Origin of the sequence: Henriciella algicola (assembly GCF_003576245.1) — a bacterium.
GTDB classification, from domain to species: domain Bacteria; phylum Pseudomonadota; class Alphaproteobacteria; order Caulobacterales; family Hyphomonadaceae; genus Henriciella; species Henriciella algicola.
Genome location: NZ_QWGA01000003.1, coordinates 294,753 through 320,813, shown reverse-complemented (window position 1 = coordinate 320,813; position 26,061 = coordinate 294,753). Strand labels below are relative to the sequence as shown.

Annotated in this window: 26 protein-coding genes and 1 tRNA gene; 13 read left to right on the top strand and 14 right to left on the bottom strand. The window is 58.5% G+C overall.

Annotation, left to right across the window (positions count from 1 at the left end; translation table 11 throughout):
- Positions 1-22: 22 nt before the first annotated feature.
- The 4 genes from D1222_RS02055 (at position 23) to D1222_RS02040 (ending at position 5,516) form a co-directional block, all read left to right on the top strand.
- Positions 23-787 (top strand): CPBP family intramembrane glutamic endopeptidase, encoded by a 765-nt coding sequence (locus D1222_RS02055; RefSeq protein WP_119452572.1) that lies wholly within the window; start codon positions 23-25, stop codon positions 785-787.
- 83 nt (positions 788-870) lie between these two features.
- Positions 871-2,688: a DNA primase gene (gene dnaG / locus D1222_RS02050; RefSeq protein ID WP_119452571.1), complete on the top strand. Its 1,818-nt coding sequence runs from the start codon at positions 871-873 to the stop codon at positions 2,686-2,688.
- A 59-nt stretch (positions 2,689-2,747) separates the two neighbouring features.
- Positions 2,748-4,715 (top strand): RNA polymerase sigma factor RpoD, encoded by a 1,968-nt coding sequence (rpoD, locus tag D1222_RS02045; protein ID WP_119452570.1) that lies wholly within the window; start codon positions 2,748-2,750, stop codon positions 4,713-4,715.
- A 51-nt stretch (positions 4,716-4,766) separates the two neighbouring features.
- Positions 4,767-5,516, top strand: coding sequence for a DUF72 domain-containing protein (locus D1222_RS02040; RefSeq protein ID WP_119452569.1), 750 nt, complete (start codon positions 4,767-4,769; stop codon positions 5,514-5,516).
- A 7-nt stretch (positions 5,517-5,523) separates the two neighbouring features.
- Here D1222_RS02040 and D1222_RS02035 read toward each other — a convergent pair whose 3' ends face one another.
- Both D1222_RS02035 and D1222_RS02030 read right to left on the bottom strand, forming a co-directional pair.
- Positions 5,524-5,985 carry a MarR family winged helix-turn-helix transcriptional regulator gene (locus D1222_RS02035; protein ID WP_119452568.1) on the bottom strand — a complete coding sequence of 154 codons (462 nt, stop codon included), beginning with the start codon at positions 5,983-5,985 and terminating at the stop codon, positions 5,524-5,526.
- Positions 5,986-5,998: 13 nt separating this feature from the next.
- A complete protein-coding gene (locus D1222_RS02030; protein ID WP_119452567.1) occupies positions 5,999-6,424 on the bottom strand; it encodes an organic hydroperoxide resistance protein in 426 nt (141 codons plus the stop codon).
- A gap of 172 nt (positions 6,425-6,596) precedes the next feature.
- Between D1222_RS02030 and D1222_RS02025 the strand changes: the two genes are divergently transcribed.
- The 4 genes from D1222_RS02025 to D1222_RS02010 all read left to right on the top strand — a co-directional run bounded on the left by D1222_RS02025 (position 6,597) and on the right by D1222_RS02010 (position 9,350).
- Positions 6,597-7,394 carry a transglutaminase-like domain-containing protein gene (locus tag D1222_RS02025; protein WP_119452566.1) on the top strand — a complete coding sequence of 266 codons (798 nt, stop codon included), beginning with the start codon at positions 6,597-6,599 and terminating at the stop codon, positions 7,392-7,394.
- A gap of 55 nt (positions 7,395-7,449) precedes the next feature.
- On the top strand, positions 7,450-7,869 hold the full coding sequence (locus tag D1222_RS02020) for a secondary thiamine-phosphate synthase enzyme YjbQ (RefSeq protein WP_119452565.1): 420 nt from the start codon (positions 7,450-7,452) through the stop codon (positions 7,867-7,869).
- A 5-nt stretch (positions 7,870-7,874) separates the two neighbouring features.
- Positions 7,875-8,261, top strand: a complete 387-nt coding sequence (locus D1222_RS02015; protein ID WP_119452564.1) for a VOC family protein — start codon at positions 7,875-7,877, stop codon at positions 8,259-8,261.
- A gap of 81 nt (positions 8,262-8,342) precedes the next feature.
- Entirely contained in the window at positions 8,343-9,350 is a 1,008-nt protein-coding gene (locus D1222_RS02010; protein ID WP_119452563.1) for a zinc-dependent alcohol dehydrogenase family protein, read from the top strand.
- Between the two features lie 6 nt (positions 9,351-9,356).
- Here the strand turns inward: D1222_RS02010 and D1222_RS02005 are convergent, their stop codons facing one another.
- Positions 9,357-11,168, bottom strand: a complete 1,812-nt coding sequence (locus D1222_RS02005) for an SLC13 family permease (protein WP_119452562.1) — start codon at positions 11,166-11,168, stop codon at positions 9,357-9,359.
- Between the two features lie 213 nt (positions 11,169-11,381).
- On the opposite strand from D1222_RS02005, the gene panD reads away from it, so the two are divergent.
- Positions 11,382-11,747 (top strand): aspartate 1-decarboxylase, encoded by a 366-nt coding sequence (panD, locus tag D1222_RS02000; protein ID WP_119452561.1) that lies wholly within the window; start codon positions 11,382-11,384, stop codon positions 11,745-11,747.
- A gap of 89 nt (positions 11,748-11,836) precedes the next feature.
- Here the strand turns inward: panD and D1222_RS01995 are convergent, their stop codons facing one another.
- On the bottom strand, positions 11,837-12,619 hold the full coding sequence (locus tag D1222_RS01995) for an SIMPL domain-containing protein (protein WP_233348468.1): 783 nt from the start codon (positions 12,617-12,619) through the stop codon (positions 11,837-11,839).
- 118 nt (positions 12,620-12,737) lie between these two features.
- Between D1222_RS01995 and D1222_RS01990 the strand changes: the two genes are divergently transcribed.
- Positions 12,738-12,814 (top strand) — tRNA-Ile (locus D1222_RS01990).
- On the opposite strand, the gene D1222_RS15940 is transcribed toward D1222_RS01990, so the two are convergent.
- The 6 genes from D1222_RS15940 to D1222_RS01955 all read right to left on the bottom strand — a co-directional run bounded on the left by D1222_RS15940 (position 12,771) and on the right by D1222_RS01955 (position 17,284).
- Positions 12,771-14,351: a recombinase family protein gene (locus tag D1222_RS15940; protein WP_407646733.1), complete on the bottom strand. Its 1,581-nt coding sequence runs from the start codon at positions 14,349-14,351 to the stop codon at positions 12,771-12,773. The genes D1222_RS01990 and D1222_RS15940 overlap by 44 nt on opposite strands.
- A 2-nt stretch (positions 14,352-14,353) precedes the next feature.
- On the bottom strand, positions 14,354-14,710 hold the full coding sequence (locus D1222_RS01970) for a hypothetical protein (RefSeq protein WP_119452559.1): 357 nt from the start codon (positions 14,708-14,710) through the stop codon (positions 14,354-14,356).
- A gap of 89 nt (positions 14,711-14,799) precedes the next feature.
- Positions 14,800-15,108: a hypothetical protein gene (locus tag D1222_RS01965; protein ID WP_119452558.1), complete on the bottom strand. Its 309-nt coding sequence runs from the start codon at positions 15,106-15,108 to the stop codon at positions 14,800-14,802.
- Between the two features lie 15 nt (positions 15,109-15,123).
- Complete coding sequence (locus D1222_RS01960; protein WP_119452557.1) at positions 15,124-16,743, bottom strand: type IV secretory system conjugative DNA transfer family protein; 1,620 nt, start codon at positions 16,741-16,743, stop codon at positions 15,124-15,126.
- A gap of 85 nt (positions 16,744-16,828) precedes the next feature.
- On the bottom strand, positions 16,829-16,966 hold the full coding sequence (locus D1222_RS15705; protein ID WP_182481841.1) for a hypothetical protein: 138 nt from the start codon (positions 16,964-16,966) through the stop codon (positions 16,829-16,831).
- A gap of 18 nt (positions 16,967-16,984) precedes the next feature.
- A complete protein-coding gene (locus D1222_RS01955; protein WP_119452556.1) occupies positions 16,985-17,284 on the bottom strand; it encodes a hypothetical protein in 300 nt (99 codons plus the stop codon).
- A gap of 201 nt (positions 17,285-17,485) precedes the next feature.
- On the opposite strand from D1222_RS01955, the gene D1222_RS01950 reads away from it, so the two are divergent.
- Positions 17,486-17,917 carry a hypothetical protein gene (locus D1222_RS01950; protein WP_119452555.1) on the top strand — a complete coding sequence of 144 codons (432 nt, stop codon included), beginning with the start codon at positions 17,486-17,488 and terminating at the stop codon, positions 17,915-17,917.
- A 126-nt stretch (positions 17,918-18,043) separates the two neighbouring features.
- Positions 18,044-18,811 carry a hypothetical protein gene (locus tag D1222_RS01945; RefSeq protein WP_119452554.1) on the top strand — a complete coding sequence of 256 codons (768 nt, stop codon included), beginning with the start codon at positions 18,044-18,046 and terminating at the stop codon, positions 18,809-18,811.
- Here D1222_RS01945 and D1222_RS15635 read toward each other — a convergent pair.
- On the bottom strand, positions 18,808-19,509 hold the full coding sequence (locus D1222_RS15635) for a hypothetical protein (protein WP_147371798.1): 702 nt from the start codon (positions 19,507-19,509) through the stop codon (positions 18,808-18,810). The two genes, D1222_RS01945 and D1222_RS15635, sit on opposite strands and share 4 nt — an antisense overlap.
- Positions 19,510-19,662: 153 nt before the next feature.
- Between D1222_RS15635 and D1222_RS01940 the strand changes: the two genes are divergently transcribed.
- A complete protein-coding gene (locus D1222_RS01940; protein WP_119452553.1) occupies positions 19,663-20,247 on the top strand; it encodes a recombinase family protein in 585 nt (194 codons plus the stop codon).
- A 114-nt stretch (positions 20,248-20,361) separates the two neighbouring features.
- On the opposite strand, the gene D1222_RS01935 is transcribed toward D1222_RS01940, so the two are convergent.
- From D1222_RS01935 to D1222_RS01925, 3 genes are read right to left on the bottom strand one after another with little or no spacing between them, the layout of a single operon-like run.
- Complete coding sequence (locus D1222_RS01935; protein ID WP_119452552.1) at positions 20,362-23,460, bottom strand: efflux RND transporter permease subunit; 3,099 nt, start codon at positions 23,458-23,460, stop codon at positions 20,362-20,364.
- 11 nt (positions 23,461-23,471) lie between these two features.
- Positions 23,472-24,704 carry an efflux RND transporter periplasmic adaptor subunit gene (locus tag D1222_RS01930; protein WP_119452551.1) on the bottom strand — a complete coding sequence of 411 codons (1,233 nt, stop codon included), beginning with the start codon at positions 24,702-24,704 and terminating at the stop codon, positions 23,472-23,474.
- Positions 24,701-26,041 carry a TolC family protein gene (locus D1222_RS01925; RefSeq protein WP_233348466.1) on the bottom strand — a complete coding sequence of 447 codons (1,341 nt, stop codon included), beginning with the start codon at positions 26,039-26,041 and terminating at the stop codon, positions 24,701-24,703. Before D1222_RS01925 ends, D1222_RS01930 begins: the two co-directional genes overlap by 4 nt.
- Positions 26,042-26,061 lie beyond the last annotated feature (20 nt).

Sequence of the window (26,061 nt, the reverse complement as noted above, 5' to 3'; positions counted from 1 at the left end):
ACGCGGCGCCGATAGGTGCAACATGGAAACTTTCATTCAGACAGAACGCGAACTCGCCATAGGCCTTGGGGCGATCCTGCTTCTCTGGGTCTGCGGCATGGCCTCGGACATCTATCGGCGCATCCGCAAGCCCGCCCGGCCGACGCGCAGTCCTTTCATTCACTGGACGGTGACAGGCTCACTTCTCTGGTTGCTCTGCGGTATCAGTGTCTGGGCATGGACCTCGTCAGGCCGGTCATTGGAGACGCTCGGTGTCGCGTGGGGCAGTGGCATCGGCATGTTCGCGGCCTGGGCGATCGCGCTCGGCTTCCTGGCGCTTCAGTGTGCCCAGCTGCCAGCCATACGCCGTGATGCAGAAGTCCAGGAGACGCTGCGCCAGTCCATGTTCGGCTCTGGCGACTATGACGCGCTGATGCCGCGTCGCCGCCGCGACTGCTGGGGTTTCTTTCTGGTCGCGATTACGGCAGGCATCACCGAGGAAGTCATCTTCCGCGCCTTCCTGATTAGCGTACTGGCCCTTGTGATGCCGCTCTGGGTGGCGGCACTGGCGGCGATTGGTGTCTTCATCCTCGCCCACATCTATCAGGGCGTGCAGGGGCTGGTCCGCATTCTGCCGGTCACGATCATCATGACCCTGACCTATGTCCTCTCTGGCTCGCTCTGGCCGGGCATCATCGTGCATGTGGCGGTCGACGTCATGGCGGGGATCATTGCCTGGATCCTCCTGCCGCGCGAAGGCTATATCCGCGTTGAGGAAGAGGCAGCGGCAGGCGCCGTTCCCGCCTAGTTATCCACAGGCCGGGGCGGGGCTGTGGATCGCCGCATTGGAGAGTGGCCCTTGGGGCGGCATCTGCGTTACACTGGGCGTTCATGTCAGCTTCCATTCGCATACCAGATGGCTTCGTCGAGGAGTTGAAGGCCCGCATCCGGCCGTCCGATGTCATCGGGCGCAAGGTGAAGCTGAAAAAGCAGGGCAAGGAATGGGTCGGCCTGTCGCCCTTCACCAATGAGAAAAGCCCGAGCTTTTACGTCAACGACCAGAAGCGCATCTTCAAGGACTTCTCATCCGGTATTGGCGGGGACGTCATCTCTTTCGTCATGGAGACCGAGCGGCTGTCCTTCATGGAGGCGGTCGAGAAGCTAGCCGACGAAGCTGGCATGCAGCTGCCCAAGGCAACGCCGCAGGACGAAGAGACCTATGACCGTCGCAAGCGGCTCTATGCCTGCTGCGAAGCGGCCTGCCAATTCTTCGAGGAGCGGCTGCGCACCGCCGAAGGCACCGAAGCGCGCGAATATCTTGAAAATCGCGGGCTAGGCGCGGCGGCCTGGGCGCGTCACCGGCTTGGCTATGCGCCCGATGACTGGCGCAAGACGATCGACCATCTGAAGGCCGAAAGCTTCGGCATGCAGGAAATTATCGATGCGGGCCTCGCTGTCGTGAGGGAGGGCGGGGGCGATCCGTATGACCGCTTCCGTGGGCGCGTTATCTTCCCGATCACCGATGTGCGCGGTCAGGTCATCGCCTTCGGGGGCAGGGGGCTACAGCCGGATGCCAAGCCGAAATACCTCAATTCCAATGACACAGAGCTCTTTCACAAGGGGCGGGTGCTCTATCGCTACAAGGATGCGCGCGAAGCGTTCGGCAGCACCGATGAAGGCGGGCTGATCGTCACCGAAGGCTATATGGACGCCATCGCCATGGCAGAGGCGGGGATCGGTCATGCCGTCGCCCCGCTCGGCACGGCGCTGACCGAAGACCAGCTCAGTCTTCTGTGGCGCGCAGGGCCAGAGCCTGTGCTCTGCTTCGATGGCGACGCAGCGGGGCTTCGCGCCGCTTACCGCTCGATTGAGCGCGCGCTGCCACATCTCCAGCCAGAGCGGACCCTGTTCTTCTGTCTGCTCTCTGGGGGGATGGACCCCGATGACCTCATCCGCCAGTCCGGCGCGGAAGCGATGAAACAGGCGCTGTCCAACTCAGTACCGCTGATTGAGGTGCTCTGGCGCCGGGAGCGTGACGCCGAACCGCTCGATACGCCCGAAAGGCAGGCCGGGCTCGAAGCGCGTCTGATGCAGGCGGCGGCCACGATCCAGCATGCAGGTGTGCGCGCGGCCTATGAGCAGGAGCTGAAATCCCGCAAGAATGACCATCTCTGGCAGATGCGCCGGCGCGCGCGTAGCCCCGCTGGGCGGTCCGACGCGCCGGTCAAAGGAGCCCACCAGACCAGCGCACCGGCGAAGACGCGGGGCCTCGGCCTGCTGGTGCGCGCCATTGATTCGCCCCATCTGATCGATGTCGGATTTGAGCTACTCTCCATGGCGATCTTCCTTGATGAGGATGTCGCAACCTTGCGCGATGTGATCATTTCGTGGCCTGACGCAGGCGCAGGTGTTGACCGCAGCGCAATCGCGACCCATTTAGTGCAGTCTGGAAACATGCGCGCTGCTGACTTGCTCAATTCTTATCCCGCAACAACTGCTATAGCTCCCGATGGAGCTGACGAACGGGAATGGCTTATCGCCCTCGAGCAATACGTGGCCCGCGACGACGCCAGCGCATTTGGCGACGTGGCCAAGGCTGAGGTGACAGCGTCACCTGAGAATTGGCGACGGCGTCGGCATGAAGTGGCGGAACGTGAGGCACGTGTGGCGCGTCTCAATGAAGCAGCAGAACAAACCGATCAGGACTGATCGGCCAGTTGATTGTTTGAATGTTGCAGGGGGCAAGCTGCAACAGGCGGGAGAGTTAGATGGCGAAAGCCCAGAAGCGTGACAATGAAGGCGCCGAAGTCGAGACCGACGACCGTCCGGTGCTCGATCTCAACGACTCGAAGATCAAGAAATTCATCAAGCAGGCAAAGTCCAAGGGCTATGTCACGCATGAAGAGCTGAACAACGTCCTTCCATCGGAGGAGCTGTCCTCCGACCAGATTGAAGACACGATGTCAGCCCTTTCTGAAATGGGTATCCAAGTCGTCGAGAACGAAGACGAAGTTGAAGGCGCGTCCAAGGGCACGGCTGTTGCCAAGACGGGCACCACCGGCGCTGTTGCCAAAAAGGGCAATGCGCGCGGTTCTGACCGCACCGATGACCCCGTGCGCATGTATCTGCGCGAGATGGGCGCGGTTGAACTTCTGTCGCGTGAAGGCGAGATCGCGATTGCCAAGCGTATCGAGGCTGGCCGTGATGCGATGATCCGCGGCCTCTGCGAGAGCCCGCTGACCTTTGAGGCCATGATGGTCTGGCGCGATGAGCTCATGAATGAGCGCATCCTCCTGCGCGACCTTATCGACCTTGAAACGACCTATGGCGCGGAAAACCCGACGCCAGAGCCGCGCGAGAAGACCGAGGAAGAAAAAGAAGCAGAGGCCAAAGAGCGCGAGAACGAAACGACCGAGGAACGCCTTGCCCGCGAAGAACGCGAGGACGAGGAAGAAGGTCAGGCCATGTCCATGTCTGCCATGGAGGCCGAACTTCGTGACGGCGTGCTTGGCAAGCTGGACGAGATCGCGCTCGCCTTCGGTCAGTACCGCAAGCTGCAGGAGCGCCTCGTTGAGCGCCGCATGGCTGGCAAGGCGCTGACCGCCGATGCCCGCGAGGAATACGACACGCTGGCTCAGTCCATCGTCGACAATCTCAAGACGATGCACATCAACAATGCGCGTATCGAAGCGCTTGTTGAACAGCTCTACGCCATCAACAAGAAGCTGATGGGCCTTGAAGGCAAGCTGATGCGTCTGGCTGACGCCAAGGGCGTGCCGCGCAAGGAATTCCTCGAAAGCTATTTCGGCAATGAGCTCAACCCGAACTGGCAGGAAGAAACGCTCGAGAACGCCAAGTCCAAGAAGAAGTGGGAAAGCTTCTTCGAGAGCCAGGGCGATCAGATCGGCGAAATCCGTGACGAAATCACGGCCGTGTCGCAGGAGATCGGTATTCCGATCGACGATTTCCGCCAGATCGTCCAGCGCGTCCAGAAAGGTGAGCGCGAAGCCCGCGTCGCCAAGAAGGAAATGGTCGAGGCAAACCTGCGCCTCGTGATTTCCATCGCCAAAAAATACACCAATCGCGGCCTGCAATTCCTTGACCTGATCCAGGAAGGCAATATCGGCCTCATGAAGGCGGTCGATAAGTTCGAATACCGCCGCGGCTACAAATTCTCGACCTATGCGACCTGGTGGATCCGTCAGGCGATTACCCGGTCCATCGCTGACCAGGCCCGCACGATCCGTATTCCGGTGCACATGATTGAGACGATCAACAAGATCGTGCGCAGCCAGCGCCAAATGCTCCATGAGATTGGCCGTGAGCCGACCCCGGAAGAGCTTGCTGAAAAGCTTGGTCTGCCGCTGGAAAAGATCCGCAAGGTTCTGAAGATCGCGAAAGAGCCGATCTCGCTGGAGACGCCTATTGGTGACGACGAGGACTCCAACCTCGGCGACTTCATCGAGGACAAGATGGCGCTGCTGCCTGTCGACAGTGCGATCCAGTCCAACCTTCGCGAGACCACGACCCGCGTGCTCGCATCGCTCACCCCGCGTGAGGAACGTGTCCTGCGTATGCGCTTCGGCATCGGCATGAACACTGACCACACGCTGGAAGAAGTCGGCCAGCAGTTCAGCGTGACGCGCGAACGTATCCGTCAGATCGAGGCAAAGGCGCTACGCAAGCTCAAGCACCCAAGCCGAAGCCGGAAGCTGCGGAGCTTCTTGGATACTTAAGTTTGAAAAGGCGGTCCCACGGGCCGCCTTTTTTAATCGGAGCATTGATCTATGATCCACCCCATACGCATCGGCATTGGAGGCTGGAATTATGAGCCTTGGGAAGAGACCTTCTACCCGGCTGACCTCGCGAAGAAGCGCCAGCTTGAACACGCCTCGCGCCAGCTGACGGCGATCGAGATCAACTCGACCTTTTATCGCAACCAGAAGCCACACGTTTTCGAGAACTGGGCAGAGCAGACGCCCGATGGCTTCAAGTTCACAGTGAAGGCGCAGCGTTTCACCACGTCTCGCAAAGCCGCCGCTGAGATGAAGGAGGCGATCGACTGGTTCGTCTCCGGAGGCGTCACGAAGCTTGGTGACCGGCTCGGTGCCATCAATTGGCAATTTCCTGAGAGCCGCAAGTTCGAGGCCGATTATTTTTCAGCCTTTCTCGGCGCGCTTCCAGCAGAGAGTGACGGCGTGCAACTGCGCCACGCCATCGAAGTGCGCAACGACACGTTCAAGACCGAAGCTTTCACCGACATGCTGCGCCAGCACGATTGCGCGCTTGTCTATTCTGACGCCGAGGACTGGCCGATGCCGGACGTGGAGACGGCGAGCTTCGCCTATGCGCGCCTTCAGGAGAGCCGCGAGACATACAAGGCAGGTTATGCGCCCTCAGCGCTCGATAAGCGGGCGGGTACGCTGAAGGCGTGGTCGAAGACGCGCGATGTTTATGCCTTCTTCATCTCAGGCGCAAAGGCCCGCGATCCTATGGCGGCGCTGGAACTCATTGATCGGATAGGACGGCCTGACTGATCATCCGTCAGGAGTCTCGGTTGTGGCGCGCCAACGTCGCGACCAGCGCCTGGACGCTGTCGCGGAGCTTTTCGACTTCAGCAGGGTCGCCCTCGAAGCCGGCGGTCAGGCTTTCCGGGACGCGCTGGGCCTCGGCTTTCAGGGCGCGGCCTTCGCTGGTCAGGGCGACCTGCACGCGGCGTTCGTCTTCCGGGTCGCGCTTGCGCGTCAGAAGCCCGGCCTGCTCCATCCGCTTGAGCAGCGGGGTCAGCGTCCCGCTATCGAGATAGAGCGCTTCGCCGAGGGCCCCGACCGTGCGCGGCGCCTGTTCCCACAGGGCCAGCATGACGAGGTATTGCGGATAGGTCAGGCCGAGCTTTGACAGCACCGGACGATACAGCCTGTTGATCAGGTTCGACGCTGCATAGAGCGGGAAACAGATCTGACGGTCGAGGCGAAGTGGATCGTCCGGGTGCTGGTCTTCAGTCATGATGGACGCGATATCACCGCGTCTTCACGCTATACGCAACATCCACATTGCCGCGCACCGCATTGGAGTAGGGGCAGACTTTTTCGGCGGCTTCGACGAGTTTCTCGGCACCGTCCCGATCGAGGCCTGCAATCGTGGTCTCAAGCGCGACGCTCAGGCCAAAGCCGCCAGTGCCGTTCGGGCCGAGACCGACGCGGGCGACGACTTCAACGTCGCGGTCCTTTACCGGTAGCTTTTGCGCGCGGGCCGTGTGGATCACGGCATTGCCGAAACAGGCCGCAAACCCGCCGGCAAACATCTGTTCCGGATTGGTCTTGCCACCCGGGCCGCCGAGGCCTGCTGGCGGGGCGAGTTCAAGCTGCAGGATGCCATCATCTGATTTGATGTCGCCCTGACGACCGCCCGTCGCCGTCACTTCCGTAACATAGAGTTCGCTCATTCCATTCTCCTTTATCGCTGAGCAATAATATTGTGCACAATATAAAGGAAGGCTGGTCAGCGATGTCAACGAAAAAGCTTGCAGTTCCGGCAACCACAAGCTCTTGAACCGCGTTCAATGAACAGGTAACAGCGCGCCGCCAGAGTGCCATCCTACATTGAAAGTCTTCCCCATGCGCGTGACGATCGACGCCCGCCTTGACTATCGCTTTCCGCACGAATCCGACGTGCTGCTGGCCCTGCGCGCGCGGCCGGGACGCGACCAGTATATCGTCAGCGAAGAGCTTTCCTCTAATGGGCAGAGCCTTCTTCAGGGCGTGCGCTATGCAAGCCGCAATGACCGGCGCAACTGGATGGTGGCCGAAGGCGACGTTTCCCTCCGCTATCAGGCGACCGTGAATGTCCTGCGGCCCAAGCTTTCCATCGCCGGGCGCCGTGTGCCGCCCCGTCCGCATCTGCCAGCCAGCGTGATCGGCTTCCTGATGCCGAGCCATTATTCCGCCGGCGCAGACCTTGAGAGCTTTGCCTGGACAGAGTTCGCGCACCTGAATGGCGGCGATCAGGTGCTCGCCATGATCGACTGGATTCGCGGTGCCTTCACCTACACGCCCGGCGCGAGCAACGCCAAGACGACGGCGGCCGATACGTTCGCCTCGCGCGCTGGCGTCTGCCGTGACTATGCGCATGTCCTGATCAGCTTCTGCCGCGCGGTCGGTATCCCTGCGCGCATGGTGTCGGCCTATGCACCGGGGCTGACGCCGCCTGACTTCCATGCCGTCGTCGATGTCTGGCTGGACGGCAACTGGCACCTGGTCGACCCGACGGGCATGGCAGAGCCTGAAAAGCTCGTCCGCATCATCTGCGGGCGTGATGCCGCCGATATCAGCTTCATGACCATCTTCGGAGAGGCAGAGCTGATCTCTCAGTCTGTCGCGGCCTGCGAGGTGCCTGGAGAGTTGGAAGCCGCCTGAAGCGCGGTTGCATTCCTAGGGCTGATCACGGCACTCTTCAGCGAAGGGAGCCGCCATGATCACCACGCTGACACTGCAGACATCCGGGCCCGGCCTTTACGACTTCACGGCGCAGGTCGAAGCCGCGCTGAGCGATGCGGGCGTCCATGAGGGTCTGCTCACCCTCTTCGTGCGCCACACATCCTGCTCTCTGCTCATTCAGGAAAATGCCGATCCGGACGTACTGGTTGACCTCAATGAGTTCTTTTGCAGGCTGGTTCCGCATACCGATAAAGCCTCGATGCGCTGGGTGCGCCATAATAGCGAAGGGCCTGACGATATGCCCGCCCATATCAAGACAGCGCTGACGCAGACATCGCTCTCCATCCCGGTACAGAATGGCGCCATGATGCTGGGCACCTGGCAGGGCATCTATCTGTTCGAAAACCGCGACCGCCCACACCGGCGCGAAGTCGTCCTGCATCTGGGAGGGTAGAGACCATGAGGCTTAATCAGGTCACTGTGCCGTGCGTCGACTACGCCGCCAGCGTTACCTTCTACAAGACGCTCGGCCTCATCCAGATCGTCGACAGCCCGCCGCGCTATGCACGCTTTGAGTGCCCGGACGCAGATGGCGGCGAACCAGCGACCTTTTCTCTGCACCATGTCGAAGGCTGGCAGGGATGCGACGAGCCGCTCATCTATTTCGAAATGGATGACCTTGATGCCGAATATGAGCGTCTGACGGGAGCGGGGCTCGACTTTCTGAGCCCGCCCGAAGACCAGAGCTGGGGCTGGCGTGAAGCCTATCTGAGAGACCCGGCAGGTAACCGGATCTGCCTCTATCAGGCGGGTGACTATCGCAGGTTTCCGCCTTGGCGGATCTAGAAAATCGCGGCGGCAGGGCTTGCCGATAGGGATGCGCGGGCCAACCTCTGGGGCGCAGACAGATATCGCAGGAGCCTTGCCATGAAAGCCGTGAAGATTGCCGCCCCGGGTGGTTTCGACAAACTCAACCTCGTCGATATCGATGATGCCGGAAAGCCGGGGCCGGGCGAGATCCGCGTGCGCCTGCATGCGACGTCGCTGAACTTTCACGACCTCATCGTCTGTTCTGGCCAGAGCAAGCCAGCCGACGGACGCATCCCCATGTCAGATGGGGCAGGCGTCGTTGAAGCGATCGGCGAAGGCGTCAGCGACTTTGCTGAAGGCGACCATGTCGTCTCGACTTTTTTCCCGCAATGGCTGGCCGGTCCGGCGCGCGTGTCAGACTTCTCCGGCACGCCGGGCGACGGCATTGACGGCTATGCGCGCGAAGCTGTGGTGGCAAAGGCGACGAGCTTCACCAAAGCGCCGACGGGCTGGAGCCACGCTGAAGCGGCCACGATCACGACGGCAGGCCTCACAGCCTGGCGCGCCCTCGTGGTCGATGGCGGCCTTAAAGCCGGGGACACGGTTCTTGCGCTCGGAACAGGCGGGGTGTCGATTTTCGCGGTCCAGATCGCCAAGATGATGGGCGCTGAAGTGATCGCAACCTCTTCCTCGGATGAGAAACTGGAGCGGGTCAAAGCGCTCGGCGCCGACCATGTGATCAATTACAAGAGCGACGAAAAATGGGGCTCGACGGTTGGAAAGCTCACCGGTGGTCGCGGCGCAGATGTCGTGGTCGAGGTTGGCGGCGCTGGCACTCTGTCGCAATCGATCAAGGCGGTGCGTGTCGGCGGTCATATTGCGCTGATCGGCGTGCTGACCGGCGTTAGCGGCGATGTGCCAACGGCGCTCCTCATGCAGAAACAGGCGCGACTGGAAGGCCTCATCGTCGGCTCGCGCGCAGACCAGCAGGACTTCATCCGCGCCATCGAACATGGCGGCCTGAAGCCTGTCATCGACAAGAGCTTCGGCCTTGGAGAGCTCGGCGACGCCTTTGCCTATCAGCAGGCCGGCAAGCACTTCGGCAAGATCGTCGCCGAATGGTAGGCTGAGCTACAGGAAGAACATCCAGATCGCCGTACATGAAGCGAGGCCTGCTATGACATTCATAGGCAGGCCGACCTTCAGGAAGTCGGCAAACCTGTAGCCACCCGCCGTATAGACGATCGTATTGGTCTGATAGCCTATGGGCGAAGCAAAACTCGCGCTCGCCCCGAACATTACCGCCAGCACCAGCGCGCGCGGATCCATGCCGAGATTGCTCGCCAGCTCGATCACAAGCGGCGTCATGATAACAGCGACAGCGGCATTGGTGACAAGCTCGGTCAGGACCGATGTCAGCGCATAGATCAGCAACAGCACGATGAAGGGCGAGGCCGCCAGCAGGAGCGGCGATACGCCCGACACGATCACGTCGACGGCACCGGCCTGTTCCAGACCCTGACCGACGATCAACATGGCGACGATGAGGGCGAGCACGTTGGCCTGAAGCGAGCGCCACGCGTCGGTGGCCGTAATACATCCCGTCGCCATGACGACCCCCACACCGATCAGCGCAGAGAGAACAATCGGGAAGCTGAACAGCGCGCTGGCAAGGATGACAGCCGTCAGCGTGCCGATGGCGATCGGCGCATGTCCGCGCCGGAAAGGAACAGCGTCGATTTCCTGTTCGATCACAAGAGGCGTTGAGTTTGCGAGCGAGCGAAGCGTGGCCTCGCTGCCTTCCAGCAACAGTCTGTCACCGGCGCGCAGGCGGCAACTCGCCAGCGTCGGTCCCGGCTGATTGCCCGGACGCGCCAAGCCACGCACAGTAATCTGATAATCAGACAGATAGGACAGGAGCGAGAGCGGGCGGCCGATATTTGAGTCGGTTGGCGTGATCGTCGCCTGAACCTGCTTGGGCTCATCGGCATGGTGACGGCGAAGGCGCAGCCCCGTCTTGAACGTCTCGCTGCCCGCGAAGGTCAGCAGCTCTTCCAGCGTCGCGCGGATGGTCAGGCGGTCACCGGCGGCGAGCTCGCGGTCATCATCCTTGGCTGTCACGATCCGGTTGCCGCGCCGCTGTGAGACGAGCTTTACGCCTTTCACCTTCAGCGCTGGCAGGTCATCAGGGCTGACACCGATTGCCTTGGTATCTTCATTGGGAAAGATATCGGTCAGGAAGGTTTGAGGCCTGATGTCGGCGTCTTCATCGGTTTCGCCTGATGGCAACAGCCACCGTCCGAAGATCAGCAGAAAGCCGAGTGTCACCCCGAGGGTCACAAGGCCAACGCCGGTAATCTCGAAGATGCTGAACCGCTCCAGCCCGCGTGAAAAGGCGACACCGGCAACGATCAGGTTGGTGGACGTACCGATCAGGGTCAGCGTGCCGCCAAGGATCGAGATGTAGGAAAGCGGGATCAGAAGCCGCTTCTTGGACACCGATAACTTCTGCGCCAGCGCAATGACGACGGGCACCAGGATCACGACGACAGCAGTGTTGTTCACAAAGCCGGACGCCGCGATGGTCACCATGGCCACGAGTACGATGGCACCCAAGCGCGATGTATCTGCCAGGGCGAGTATGCGTGAGGCGAGATGCTCCAGCACGCCCGTCCGCTGCAAGGCTGCGGCGAGGATGAACATCGCGCCAATGGTGATCGGGGCGCTGTTGGCAAAGGCTCCGAGTGCTGGCTCCTCACCGACATAGCCGAGCGCAAGAAACGCAGCGGCGCCTGCAATGGCGGTCGCGGCTGGCGGCAGGCGTTCCAGAAGGAAACTCACCAGCATGACGAGGATGATCGCGATGGCGACCCATTCAGAATAATCTTCGAGGAACATAAGCTCCGAGGTGTCCTTTTGCGCCCGGCTTGCCATGGCTGTCATGGGTCTCGGATCAAGGTAATCTACGTCGACGGGTGACGTCTAACAGGGGTGCTCATGCATAATTTCATGGCGCATTCTCGTGAAACCCTTCACCCGCGCCATCCATTATGCTTTAAGGCGCTGGTTGTTGCGGCGCGTCATACATCTTTACGTAGGGGCAATCGCGCCCATATATATCTTGGGGCAAATGCAGAGAGCCATTGGAGACCCGAAATGCTTCTCAACATGCTGAAAGCGAAACTGCACTCGGCCACTGTGACCCAGTGCGACCTTCACTATGAGGGCTCGGTTTCCATCGACCAGGAACTGCTCGACGCATCCGGCATCCTGCCGAATGAGCGCGTCGACATCTGGAACGTCACCAATGGTGCCCGTATCCAGACCTACGCAATCGAAGCGCCGCGCGGCTCTCGAACGATTGGCGTGAACGGCGCTGCGGCCCGCCACTTCTCGGTTGGCGACAAGGTCATCATTGCCGCCTTCGCGTCCATCGAGGCAGAAAAAGCCCGCCAGCACGCACCGACCGTCGTTCTGCTGGACGATGCCAACGAACAGAAAACGCCGAGCGCGGCTTACTAGGCCAGCGCTGGCGCATTCAGATAAAAAGAAGGGCGGACCCGTGATTGGGCCCGCCCTTTTTTCATGTCTCGCGTGGGCTGCGGCTGCGCCTATTGGCGAAGCTCGAACGTCACGTCGACCGTCACCGAATAGCTGACTTCGCCGCGGGCGACCTTGGTCGAGGCATCGGCGGCCTCGGCGCGCATCGCCATCATCGGCTGGGGCTGATAGCCGCCGCTTGATTGCTCATTGATCGTCACGATGCGCGCAACGCGGTAGCCGGTTTCCTGCGCGTAGAGATTAGCGCGGCGCACAGCGGTCTGGATTGCCTGACGGCGGGCCTCGTTGCGCGCTTCGGTCGGGTCATCGAGGCTGAACTGGAGCCCGGAAATCGTATTGCCGCCTTCCTGCACAATCGCATCCATCGTGCGGCCGAGATTGTCGAGGTCACGGACTTTCACGCTGAGCTGGTTGCTGGCCGTATAGCCAACGAGGCGGGGTGGGGCGCCGTCGCGGTTGGAATAGTCATAGCGCGGCTGCAGCGACAGGTTCGAGGTCTGCATGTCGCGCCCTGCAACACCTGCTGCCTCAAGCGCGGAATAGACGCCGTCCATGGACGCTGCATTCTGGCTCATCGCGGCAGATGCTGTCTCTGCTTCGGTCTCGACGCCGGCGGTTATCGTCGCGATATCAGGTGCGCGCGAAACCTCGCCGGAAGCAGATACGGACAGCGTCGTTTCAGGCTGGATGGAGTTTGCGTGGTTGGATGGCACCGGCTGCTGGTTCGGCACGCCCTGTGACGTGGCCGATTGCTGGGCGATCGCGGCACCGCCGGCAAGGGCGGCTGCGACGACCGAACTGGCGAGCAGGGTGCGGGCTGATGGCATTTTCATCTTCTACGTCTCCTTTAGCGTCCACGGGGGGATGCGGACTTGCAGTCACCATTCAATTAGGCCATTGCGGCACGATCGTGACGGCGTCATGTTGCAAACCGCACATTCGATGCGATCAGGGCCTGTAGCTCAGTTGGTTAGAGCGGACCGCTCATAACGGTCTGGTCGGGGGTTCAAGTCCCTCCGGGCCCACCACCCCGCACTTCGGGGCGCGCAAATCCTCTAAAAGCCTGAATGGCGCTGCGATTCCGGCGGTTCGGTAGCCGCCATTTCTAGCGTATTGAATTTTGTTCGGAAATAGCATTCTGAGCAGCCTTTTTTGCTCCATAAAATCCGCCTTTCTCCAGAGATTCCAAGGGCTTGATAGCAACCCGGACGCGGTTCGGTATAGATCTTCGAATGATCGCGCAGGAGACTGGTTCGAATGCGCTTCCTGGAGCTTGGCTTTCTCCATTTCGTAGGTTTTCACCTTCGTCTCATAGGCGTTGATGATCGCAGGACTGTCCGTTTCCATAATGCGATCAACTAGCGTGCTGATCTTGCGATCGAGGGCGGCGACTTCGGCACGACTATCAGATGCCACATTGCGGCTCGCATCAGCTTGTTGCTCCCACAGGTCTTTCAAAATAGCGCGCGCAAGCTTCAATAGACTGCCGCTTGGCTGCATCTTTTTGAGTAGCTCGTCGAATTCGCCATGAATGTTTTCGGCGCGGATCGTCTTTTTCCAGTCAGCGCAGCCTGTGTTCTGGCAGTAATAATATGGGTAATGTTTGCTCCGGCCTTTCGTCCAGCCCGCCGTCATAGGATGGTCACAGGTGCCACACGTCACAGCACCCCGCAGGATGAAGTCCTCATTGATGTTCGATTTCGCAGGCCGATAGGAACGGCCCTCGATCTTCTCCTGAATCTTGAGCCAGGTCTCGAAAGAGATGAGCGGCTCGTGCTTTCCTGGATGAAGATAGAGATTCCACTTTTCGATAGTGATACGCCCGCAATAGAGCGAACGCTGAAGCAGCTCATAGGCACGTTGCCGAACAACGATGCCTTTTCCGTTCTTGGGGATTGAGGGAAACTGCGTTAGCCAGCGCGCGACTTCTGCGGCGCTTTCAAAGCGATTACTCGCATAGCCTTCGAGGGCTTCCTTGATGATCGGCGCGTTTTCGTCAGGGACGAGTATTTTTGCGCCACTTGAATGCTTGCCGTAGCTATAACCCCACACTGGCGCAAAAACGTAAAAGCCATTCATCACGCGCGCCCGCATACGATTGCGTGTTTGCTCAGCATTCTTTTCGCGGTGGTGCTGAGAAATGGTCGCGAGAATATTTTCGATCATGCGGCTATCGGCGTCATGACCAAACTCAATCGCGGGGCTTTCGAGGTTCGCGCCGGTTTTTGCAATCGCATCACGCAAATCGAGGTGCTGTCGTATGCCACGCGCGAGGCGCGAGATGTCGTCGATGATCACGACATAAGGGCCGGAATTGTGGTTGCGCTTCAGCCAATCCAACATGGCTAGCATGCCGGGGCGATCAATCAAATTTCCCGATACGCCCTCATCGGAAAAGACTTCGGCGACTTCATATTGCTTGTGCTTGGCAAATTCACGGCAGCGCGTGAGCTGGCTATCAATGCCTTGGCCACGCTTGACCTGAGAAGGCGCGCTTACGCGCGCATAGAGGACGGCTTTGCAGCCTGTCTTAGGTTTTTTGTCTGTCCATTCGAATTCCAGCATGGCTACCTCGCATCGTCGGCGGTCTCCAAAGCGCGCGCCTCTTCGCCAAATCTCGGCGCGAGCGTATCTGCCTCCGATTTTACGCTATTTCCGGAATCCGGTGTGAATTTTCTGGCCGCCTTCGAGACTTGTCCACACCCGTCTCCAATCGGATGGATGTCGAAGCCAATATCGACTAGGCTTCGCATGATCGCATAGAGCGTCTCGATAAGCTGAAGCTTCTCGCTTTCCGGGATTTCGCTATCTTCCAGATAAGGAAGATACTTGTCGAAATCGATTGAGAAGCTTGGCTTCTTCTTTTCGGCCTGTCGCTCTTTTTGAGCCTTGTTGATTGCTGATTGTAAATCTGTCTTACCCATATCACCTCTTAGAACAAATATAGAACATTATGCTTCATTCTCCGGTCTGTAAAGGAAAATATTCCTAAGATCGGAAGAACGGTAAAATATTATGCCCGCTCGCGGCCACGAGACTTGGCGCGAAACGCGCCGCGAGCGCGGCCTTTGTGGGATGATTTTTTGTGAGCTTCGGTGAGCTGACCGCGCATCTCTGAAAGGCGCTTTTCGATTTCGCTGATGCGCTTCTCGCGCAGGCGCTCGATGCGCTCATGGACGGACTGAACGGTTCGGCCATTAGGGCGTAGCTCTGGCGCGAGGGTTGGCTTCTGCCTACCTGCGACGAGATGATCACGTTCTGCTTTGCTTACGGGTGTATGCGGGCTGCGTGATGCTGCTGCTTTGCCAAATTGTTGCTTCAAGGGGACCTCCGCTTATCAATCGAGTGGATAGCCCTCAATTTCTAAAGCAGAGCCGGAGGCGTATTGTGGGAAATGACGATATTTCTCGGGCACATCCCGCTCGTAAACGCGCAGCATCTTTGAGCCAAAACGGCCCGGAACGCTGATGCGATCAAGCGGTGGATGGTATGGATTGGGAAGGTAGCGCCCCGCCAACTCGCGCCGTGAATAATACGGGTACTTCTTCGCGCGGATGGGCGGCAGATTTCGGCCAGAGACAAAAGCGATCTGTTCATCCTCTGGAAGGCCCAATACCTCGCTTGGTGTAATTAAAGGCCTGCGCACATGCCGCTTGCGATTGGCGGCGCTGCTTGCGTGCGCAAACTCACGCGCGGCCGCCATTGGGTCCGCTCCAAACAAAACCGATTGTGCCTGCGCCTGGCGCGCTTTCCGCGCATTTGCTTGAGCCTCTTCGTCATCATAGGCGAAAGTGGCTTCGCCGATCAGGTTTGAGATGAGCCTCGCGGTTTCGTAATCACGCACACCGAAGAACTGACGCAGTGCAGCAGAGCCCAGAAAGGACTGAATGGCCTCGCGCCCGAAGTTGCGCATGATCTGGCCTGTATCCTGGAAAAAGGCCCATGCTGAAATACCTGCGCCGCGCCCGAATGTGAACGCCTGAAGCAGGCTCTCAAATTTGCCAAGCTGGCCCGCTTCGTCCACGAGAAGATTGACCCGCCGCGCCGACGGACGGCGCGATTTGTAGAGCATGGTTGTTTGAAAGAGCGTCCTGATGAGCGGAGCCCAAACCGATAGGAACTCTGCCGGGACGATGAAGTGAACGCGCGAGGTTGGGCCGTCTTCGCTCAGCACTGAAAGTGAAAAGCCGCCGCCCGCCAGCGATGCTCTCAAGGTGGGGTCATTGAGCCAGGCGAGATTGGCGAACATCTCGCCCATAATACCGCTAAACTCTTTCGGTGCCTCATGCTGCTTATCATACATTTGCTTGGCCGTTCGCCAGACATCGTCGAATTGGGACTTCGACAATTCTTCGATCTCGTCCGCCCAAGCGTAAGGATCTGTCTCGATAATATTGAGAAGATCATAGAGGCACGCAAAGCTAACAAACCCGCGTCGCTCAGCGCGCCCCTTCATGAGCGCGGCGAGGCAACTTTGGGCTGTCAGTTCAAAATATCGTCCATTGCTACCCTCTGGAGATGGAATGAGACTCGCGGCTACGGCTTGAACGTCTGAGTGGAAGGTAGCGCTAGTTGGGTCGAGTATATCTAGTGGATTACAGGCGAGACCACGAATGCCAAGCGTGCCCATTGGGCACCACGGATAAGCATGGATGCCTTGGCTCGCGAGCGTGTAGATACTGGTCGAGAAAAGCTCACCGCGCGGATCGAGAATGGCGAAGGACTCTTGCGATGGATGGCACAACATCGGGACAATCAAATCCCGCGCTTTGCCCGACCCCGCGCCGGCGATCGTAATCTTGGGAGCGTCTGCATCAAGCAGCGTTTGACTCTGCCCCGCATATCCAAAGGGCAAACCGTTCGGCCCGAGCAGACCCGCCGCCTTCAGCTCTGAGTGTTCTGCCCAGCGCGCCGAGCCGAAGCGCGCATATTCACCGCCACTCGCATAGTCGCTCATTTCTAATTCCTGATTGTGTAAAGAATAAAAAAAAGGGAGCCGGCTTGCGGCTCCCTTTCGACTTTTTCGTGCATGCAATACGAATTTATCCGCCGCACTGCGAAAGCAGCGCGAAAATAGCGAATACGAGAAGGACGCCGCCGCCGATAGCCTGCCAGTCGATGACTTCCTCGTATTTTTCGACGCGGACGTTACGTCCACCTTTGTATTTGAGCTTCTTCATTGTGACTCCCTTTTTGAGTTAGGCGAATATGCGGGCGGCTAACGCGAGCCCGCCCATGACAAGCGATGTTGTGAGAGTAGCCCTGGCAAAAGCGAAGAGCGTGAGTGCCACCACGGCGATCCACACAAATTCGATAAGCCCTGCGAGGCCTGACCCGTATTGAGTGACGGAAAAATTATAGACCCAGCCAATAGACCATGAATAAACCGGGCCTGTTCCGAGCAATGCCGCGGCAAACGCCAAAACATTCGCAAGCAGAACAATAGAATCTTCGAAAATCGATTTGGCCGCTTTCTCGCGGCCTGCTTTTCCGGCCAAAACGTGCCTCCAATCTGCGGCGGGGCTACATGCGAAATTGCGCGCCGCATGGAGGTTTTCTCATGCGTTGGCGGACAGATCGGGGGAAATGGGAAGAATTCTCGAAGCTGGCGTTTGAAGCCGGTGAGTTGTCCCCAGCTCAAACGGCGTGACCGAACATCTTTCTTTGACCATGCGCGGCCTCGTCTGCGAGGCTTTTGCATGAAGAACACACCGCTCAACGATGAGATCCGCAAGCAGCTTCGTTCGCTGCACGAAGCGAGCGGCGTCGGCCCTCAGCGCCTTTTAAATGGGAAAGTGGATCGCCCGCGCGGTCTAAACTCAACGCGTATCTATCACTGGATGGACGGCACCGCGAAAACGGCCTGGACCGAGCATTTGAATTGGGTTTTGGCGAACTGGCAGGCAGAAGAACCACTGGAGCCATTCACGCAAGCCGATAATGAGCGCCTGGATCGAGAACTAAAACGCACCGGCTATACGCAGACCACTTTGCTCAATCGGCTCTCGCCAGTGCCTGAAGGGCTGACGCCTGACATCCTCCACAGGCTCAAAAGCAGGCGGCTCCACAAACTACCTTCCGCGCACAAGAAATTTCTCTTCAAAGGCTTATCAGCTCTGCCCGACAGATAGATAAAATTTGAGATAAATGCATCTCAAATGCCATCAATTCCTAACAAAACCTTAAGTGATTATGTCGTATTATAGGTATGCGCATGGGGAAATGCGCCAACGATAAATAAACAGGGGTGTGGGGAAATGGCGATTACGCTACCGCAAGATATACAGGATTTAGAGATTCCGCCGGGCATGGATGCGCGGGGCGGGGATCTCAGTGCGAGAGAGACATTCGAGCGTGCTCAGAAGGCTGATTTTGCGGCCCGTGACGCGCAACAGCTATTCGAGCGCCAGATATCAGGCGCAACTGAGCTAACAGGTGAGCAAGCCAATACGGCCTCTGCGGCACATACCGCTCAGCGCGATGCTGAAGAAAAAGCGAAACGCAAGCAAAGCTCTGACACGCTTGAGATGCAGCTTCTATTAGCTACGCAGCACTTGCAGGACTACGAGGCAGGCCTCGCTCAGCAATATGGCGAAGACTTCGACCTCGATCTTTTGGGAGAGCTTGCTGAAAAGGGCTATTTTACCGACGAGCAGTACGCAGAATTCGCCTCAATCGAAGACATTGAGGCGCGTCGCGTCGCGATTGCTGAAGCAATCCAAGAGGGCATCGACTCAGGTCGAATTGATCCAGCAGACCTAAAGAACCATCCTTGGGCTCAAGAGTGGCTGGAGAAGCATGAGCGTGTGGCGGATATCAGAAAAATGCAGGCTGAGAATGCTTTGGAGGGCAACTACAACCGCGAAACAATGGCGTCAGCGATGGACCAGGCGCTAACCGGCGAAGGCGAACAAAATGCAGAGATTGCCGAGAAAATTGAGGACGATATTGTAGCTGAGGATCAAGGTGCTCAACAGGTGAGCGAAGTCCAATCGTTTAGTTCTCCGCCACCGATTCTAATTTAAGGAAGTGCAGGTTCGCGATCTGTCAGAGCAGCGCTTGTTAGAACAGCGGTGCCCGTCTTTGCTTCAGCAACGACCGACCTCAAGCGGCTAACCTCTCGAACTTCATTTAGGTTAAACGGCACGTCGCGACCTTCGACATCCTTCCAGGATGAACTGTTCACTTTGAAATCTATTCCCGTCCCCTTTGAACCATACTCGTCATGGATGAAGCATTCTGCTTCGACGCCAGCAGTCGCAAAAGCATCGACCAGCCAATTGCCCACTTCTTCCGGAGAGTTGCTGCCAAGGTCCTGTCCAGGGAATATCGAAATCCCGACTTTTCCAGGGTTTTGATTAGAATAATCCCACGCGCTTGAAGATGCATTCATAGTTCTGCCAACTGAATTGGTACGAAGAGGAGCACATGTGGGTGCTTGGGTCATCGAAACAGGTTGAACGCTCGCACTGCGAGAATCCTGCGCATTTGCCGCCATAGGCGAAACGACCATTGCGGCAGCCATAACGGCACCTGCAAACTTACCTGTAAGTGGGAGTATTGAACGGTTTGCGCGATTTTCGCCCGCGCTTTGGCTAAGAGTTTGTGTTCTCAAATATCTGTGTGGCGGCTTATCGACCCCGCCAAAGTCAACAAAACTATACGCCCAATTGGGGATAAATGCAAGTTTTAGTGTATCTGCACTTGATTGTGTTCTTTTCAAAATCGATCATTATTGACACTGTATATCCTATTCATTGACCGATTATTATGGTATGAGGAATTTCAATCACTTAGTCTCAGAGCGACCAGTTGGAGCGTGCCATCATGCCGCCATTTCAAAACCGATCGGTTTTGAACGGAAAGGTCACGCCCTATGAGTGCGTCATCTTCTGAAAGCTTGCGCCCCCGCCTGATCGGCTATGCCCGCGTTTCACGCGCTGACATGAAAGAAGATCGCCAGACGCAGCGCCTGAAAGAGATGTGCGAGCGGGTCTATACCGAGAAGGCTTCTGGCGCGGCGAAATCACGGCCTGTGTTTGAAAATGTGCTCGCGGGTTTGCGCGCCGGGGACACTATTGTCGTGCTCGACCTGGACCGTGCGTTCAGAAGTTCGCTCGATGCGCTCCGCACGATAGAGACCTTGCAGGCACGCGGCATAAATCTGCGTATCCTCAATATGAATCTCGACCTTTCGACCGAGTTCGGGGAGGTGGTGTTTGGCATTCTGGCAGCCCTAGCGCAATTCGAGCGCAAGATGCTCGCGCGGCGTACCAAGGAAGGCATCGACGTCGCCCGCAAGAAAGGAAAGCAAATCGGCCGGCCACGCGCCTTGAACGCCCGTCAGGCGCGAGAGGTCAGGCTTGCAGTATCTGAACGGCGGCTATCCCGCCCCGAAGCCGCCAGAGCCTACGGCGTCTCAGAGACCACTGTTTGGCGTGTTTGCCGCCGTGCGGCCTAGACAGAGGAAAGCGATCTCTCAGCGCCTCTTGCACTCGCAATACGACCTCTCCCCGATTGCAAACTGGGCGGAACTAAGTCCCGCCCAGCATTGATAAATCTCTGTTTAGCGCATTTACGCGTAACTTTTTCCTCCACCTGCCGAGTCGATCTTCGGTGCGAACCAGCGATGGAGCGCTGGAAGCACGAGAAGCGTCAGCACCGTCGAAGATATCAGGCCGCCCATTACGACTGTGGCCAGCGGCCGCTGGACTTCGGCGCCAACACCATTTGCAAAGAGCAAGGGCGCCAATCCAAGCGCTGTCGTCAGTGCTGTCATCAGCACAGGGCGAGCCCTCATTCCGGCCGCCTCGACGGCGAGCTCGTCACGGTTGCGGCCTTGACGCGCGAAGTCGTCCATAAAGCTCACAAGCACCATTCCGTTGCCGAGCGCGATACCAAACAGCGCGATAAATCCGACTGTCGCAGGCACGGATATCGGCAGGCCCGCCAGCCATAGCGCCATAGCGCCGCCTGTCAGGGCCAGAGGGATATTGAGCAGGATGAGAATGGCCGACTTGATACGCCCGAAGGTCAGCAGCAAGATCAGAAACACAATGGCAAGCGTGATTGGGACAACCACGGCAAAGCGGGCATTTGCTTCCTGCTGAAGTTCAAATTGTCCGCCCCATTCGACGCGATAGCCAGCGGGTAGATCAAGTCCTTCGGCCACCTCCTTTTGAGCAGCGGCAACATAGCTGCCGATATCACGCCCGCGCACATTGAGCTGGACAGTGATGAAGCGCTCGCCATTTTCGCGCGTGATCTGACGCGGGCCGACGATCTTCTGGATATCTGCCACGCTTTCCAGCGGAACTCTCGCCCCACTGGAGGATTCCAGAATGATCCGTCCGATGGCCTCAGGCGTGTCGCGGTCACTCTCAGAATACCGCACAATCACCGGAAATTGACGTACGCCCTCAAAAACTGCGCCTGCCCGGGCGCCGCCGACGCCCGAGCGCAGGGCATTGAGCGCGTCCTCGACGCTGAGACCATACCGACCCAGGGCGGAACGGTTCAACGAGATGACGAGTTGCGGCGCGCCCGTGATCTGATCGGCTTGAACGTCAGTCGCATCAGGAACCGACTGAAGGATGGATTGCAACGTCTGCGAGCCCTCGAGAAGGGTGTCCGTATCGGGGCCGAAAATTTTCACGGCAAGCTGCGCTTTGGTGCCAGTAAGAAGCTCGTCAACCGACATAGCGATTGGCTGACCGACATTCACTCTGACACCTGGAAAGTTAGCAAGATTATCGGAGATAGACGCTCGTAAGCCGTCAGGGCTGAGCCCAGCCCGCCACTCGCGGCGAGGTTTCAGCGCCACGAACGCTTCGATGCTGTTGACCGGATCAGCATGCGCGCCGACTTCGCCGCGCCCGATACGGCTCACGATTGAGCTGATCTCCGGAAACGTCCCCAGCAACCTTGTCTCAATACGTGTCGATGTCTCTTTGGCCTCCGTCAACGAGATGGACGGTGCCATGGTGACGCGAAGCAAGACGTCACCTTCCTCCAGCGCAGGCGTAAACTCGGAACCCAGGCGCGTAGCCGACAAGCTTCCCGCCAAAAGAAGTATTCCGGCCAAAGCGAGAGCGGCCATGCGACGCCGGACAAAAAAGGCAGCGAGAGGCTTGATTGCCGATGCCAGACGGCTCTTACCTTTCCTCTCCGTTTTCTTGGGCGCTCGCATAAGTCCACACGCCATCGCTGGCGCGATCAGAGCCGCATAAATCAGTGAACCGGTCATGGCGAGAGCAGCCGCCGCCGCGAGCGGCCTAAACGTCTTGCCTTCCGTCCCCTGCAAAGAGAAAAGCGGCAGAAACACGATGATAACCACCGCGACCGCAGCAATGAGCGGGGCGATCACTTCGGCGCTAGATCGTGCAACTGTCGTGCGGGCGTCCTCTTCGGCGCGCCGCTCGCGAAAACCGCGATCCACATTCTCCGCGATGACAATGGCTCCATCCACCATCATCCCGATTGCAATCGCTACACCCCCGAGCGTCATCAGATTAGCCCCGATGCCGAGAAGGTTCATTGAGATAAAGGCAAAGCCGACCGAGAAAGGAATGGAGAGCACCACAACAAGGCTTGGTCGCCATCCTCCAAGAAACAAAAACACGATCACAGCCACCAGAAGCGCGCCTTGCCAGAGCGCCGTGGTGACGGTCGCAGCCGCCTTTTTCACCAGCGTGCCCTGATCATAATAGGGGACCGCCTTTACGCCCTCAGGAAGCGAGCCATTGATCTCATCGAAGCGCGCCTGTGCGTTTTCAATGACCTCGGACGTATTCGTGCCATAGAGTTTCAGCACCAGTCCTGCGACGGTTTCTCCTTCGCCATTTGCCGTTGCAAGTCCCTGACGTACGCCGCCACCAATAGCAACGTCACCAAGATCGCTGACGCGTACCGTCCGGCCGTCCACCGTCTTGACTGGGGTTTCCCGTAAATCGCTCAGACTACGCGCAAGGCCGACGCCGCGAACTGTGTACTGTTCAGCGCCGATCTCGATGAACTGCGCACCAGCCGTCCGGTTGGCGGACTCCAGAGCGGCGATTACCTCGTTCACACTTAGTCCATAAGAGGTCAGCTGATCGGGATCGAGCTGGACCTGATACTGCTTTTCAAACCCGCCAAGCGAGAGGACCTCAGTGACACCCTCAACAGATTGCAGGGGATATTTGATCATCCAGTCCGCGATCTCGCGCAACTCTACGAGTGAGCGTTCGCCCGTCTCATCGACAAGGCGATAGTACATGATAATCCCGAGCCCGGTTGAAATCGGTCCCATCTTGGGCGTGCCGAAGCCTTCCGGTATCCCTTCGCCGGCTTCACCGAGGCGCTCGCCGACGACCTGACGAGCAAAATAGACGTCCGTGCCATCCTCGAAATAGATGTTGATAACCGATAGTCCGAAGTTCGAGGTGGAGCGGATTTCCTCGACCTTTGGTAGGCCGGACATCGCCGTTTCAATCGGATAGGTCACATAGCGTTCAACCTCTTCCGGTGAGAGACCTTCGGTTTCGGTGAAGACCTGAACCAGCGAGGGGGATGGATCGGGGAAGGCGTCGACAGGAAGGCTGCGAAACGCAAACACGCCGCCAATTGTAAATGCGAGTGCAATGACAGCCGCAAGAAGACGCCCGCCCGCAAGTTTATGCATGAGTTTAATCATCGGGCGCCCTCCTAATGTGCGTGACCATCACCGAAAGCGTCTTTTTCAAGCTGCGCTTTCAGGGTGAAGGCCCCGTCTGATACGAAGGTTTCGCCAGCCCGAAGCCCTGACAGAATTTCGGAATAGCCGCCCGCACTTGCCCCGGTCTCGACGCTGCGAGGCTCAAAGCCATCTTTGGTTGGCACGAAAACAGATTGCCTGTCTTCTACGCTCACGATTGCGCGGGAGGGGACTCTGATCACTGACCTGCGTTCACCGGTCTCGATTTCAGCGTTGACGAACTGACCGGGCTTTAGCTTGCCTGAAGAATTATCGACAATCACGCGCGCCGTCGCCGTGCGCGATGTCTCGTCAATGACAGGCAGAACGGTTGATATCTGACCGTCTGCCAGCAGGCTTCCATGTTGGCGGAGGGTGACCCTCTGTCCCTCGTCGACCTTGCCGAGATCTTCCTTATAAACGGCGATATCAGCCCAGACGACACTATCATCCAGAATAATGAACATCGGCTCGCCATCGACCGACACGGTTTCACCGACGGCAACGCCGCGCTTGATGACAGTCCCGGCGATTGGTGCGGTAACGTAGGCATGGGCTAGCGCGCCATCACTGGCCTCATCCAGCCGATCGAGCGTGCCATGGCCGACACCCACCGCGTGAAGCCTGTTCTCCGCTGCTTCTCGGGCGGCGTGGGCCGCCGAGAAGGCAGCCCGCGCAGACTGAACATCAGCTTCTGACGTGATCTGCTGATTCCAAAGGTTTTCTTCGCGCTGGAGCCGCGCTTTCGCCAGCTCCTCGGCGCTAAGCGCATTGAGGTAATCTGCCTTCAGTCCAGCAAGCTCTCGGCTATTCAGTCGGGCGAGCGTCGATCCGGCCTGCACTTGATCGCCTTCACCAGCGTGGAGTTGCGCAACAAGCCCCTCTATTTGTGGAGATACGCGCGCAATACGATCTGCGTCGAACCGAATTTCTGCGGGCAGTTCAAGCAAGGTCGAAATTGCCCCGGCCTCGGCTACCGACAGCTGGATGCCAGCGGCCTCGGCTGCTTCAGCGTTTAGCTCGATATGATCGCCATGGTCTGTATCCGGCTCCAAGACTTCGTTGTCACTATGCTCATCATGACCGGTTTCGCTATCTTCAGCTCCATGGACCGCAGCAGCAGAGCTACTATCGCCTTCATCGCAAGCTGAAAGCGGAACCAGCATCGCCATTAATAAAACAATCGGGATAAGGGGGTTTGTCATTGTATGTCTCCTTCGAAGGGCGCTGCGCCGATCAGCGCGCGCAGCCTCAGGGTTTGGGTGTGGAGCGCCATGCGGGCATCAATGACCGCAGTGCGCGTTTCGATAAGGCTTCGGCGTGCTTCGAGCGTGGCCGTGAGGTTGAACTTGCCAACCCGGTAGCCTTCTGCGGCTGAGGCGTATGCGCTTTCGGAAAGCGGCAGCGCTTCACTCTCCAGTCGTTCGAGGCGCGATTGGGCGGCTCTGACTTGAGAGACCAAACGTGTTTGTTCGGCGAGCAAGCGTGCTTCGGTCGCTCTAGAGCTGATTTCTGCTTTCTGAGAGCGCAGCTTTGCAGCGCGCACGGCGTCCTGATTGGAATCGAACAAAGGTAGCGGCAGGCTAACGCCAGCCAAAAAGGCTTGATCTCCGGTATCTTCAAATCGGCGTACACCTGCGGACACCGTGACGTCGGGCCAAGCGCCGGCGCGCGCTCTTTCAGTCTCAGCGGCCCCCGCATCTATCGCGGCCCGCGCAGCGCGGATTTGAGGATGCGTTGTTCCGGACGGCTCTGAATCCAGGCGATCTGCGCCCAGCATCCATTGCTCTTGGTTGGGCAGAAGAAAATCTACTGCTGGGCTTCCCCATACCGAAGCAAGTTCAAGGGCACGGGCCTCTGCCTCTCCGCGCGCCATATCCGCCGCTGCCTGTAAGATAGCGGCTTCAGCTTTGGCTCTGGAGAGTTCTGGGGGCGCTGAAGCCCCCGCATCGACACGCCGCGCTACAAGGCTTGCGAACTCTTCGGCAAGGTCTGCCGAAGCACTTGCGACCTCACTCAGTGCGATTGATGCCTCTAGCTCAATGAAAAGCTCACCAGCCAGGCGCTGAGCTTCGAGCTTCTGAACCTCGCATTCAGCGCTGGCGAGGGCAGCTTCGGCTCGCGCTGCGCTCTCGGACAAAAACCTTTTACGTCCGAGTCTAAAGGTTTGCTCAACGCTGAGCGTGGTTTCAAAAGCATTGAAACCGTCCAGCGCGCCTGACCCGGCAAAATTTTCTGCCTCCAGTGTGACCGCCGGATTAATGCGGCGGCCCGCTTGATCGGCATCGGCCATCGCGGCTCTGGACTCAAGAGCTGCCTGACGCACCTCAGGAGAAGAATTGCCGGCCCGTATGACGGCTTGTTCAAGCGTAAGTGGCTCGGATTTATCGAACTCGTTGCTACCACTGGGCGCAGGTCCGCACCCTTGGGCAGCAGCCATGCCGGTGACGCCCAGCAGGGCATATGCGGCCATCATGCCGCAGATTAAATATTTCATTTTCGAATTGGTTACCTCGTCTAGATTCAACGACGGCGCGGCCATAGCCACGCTTCAAAAGTTCG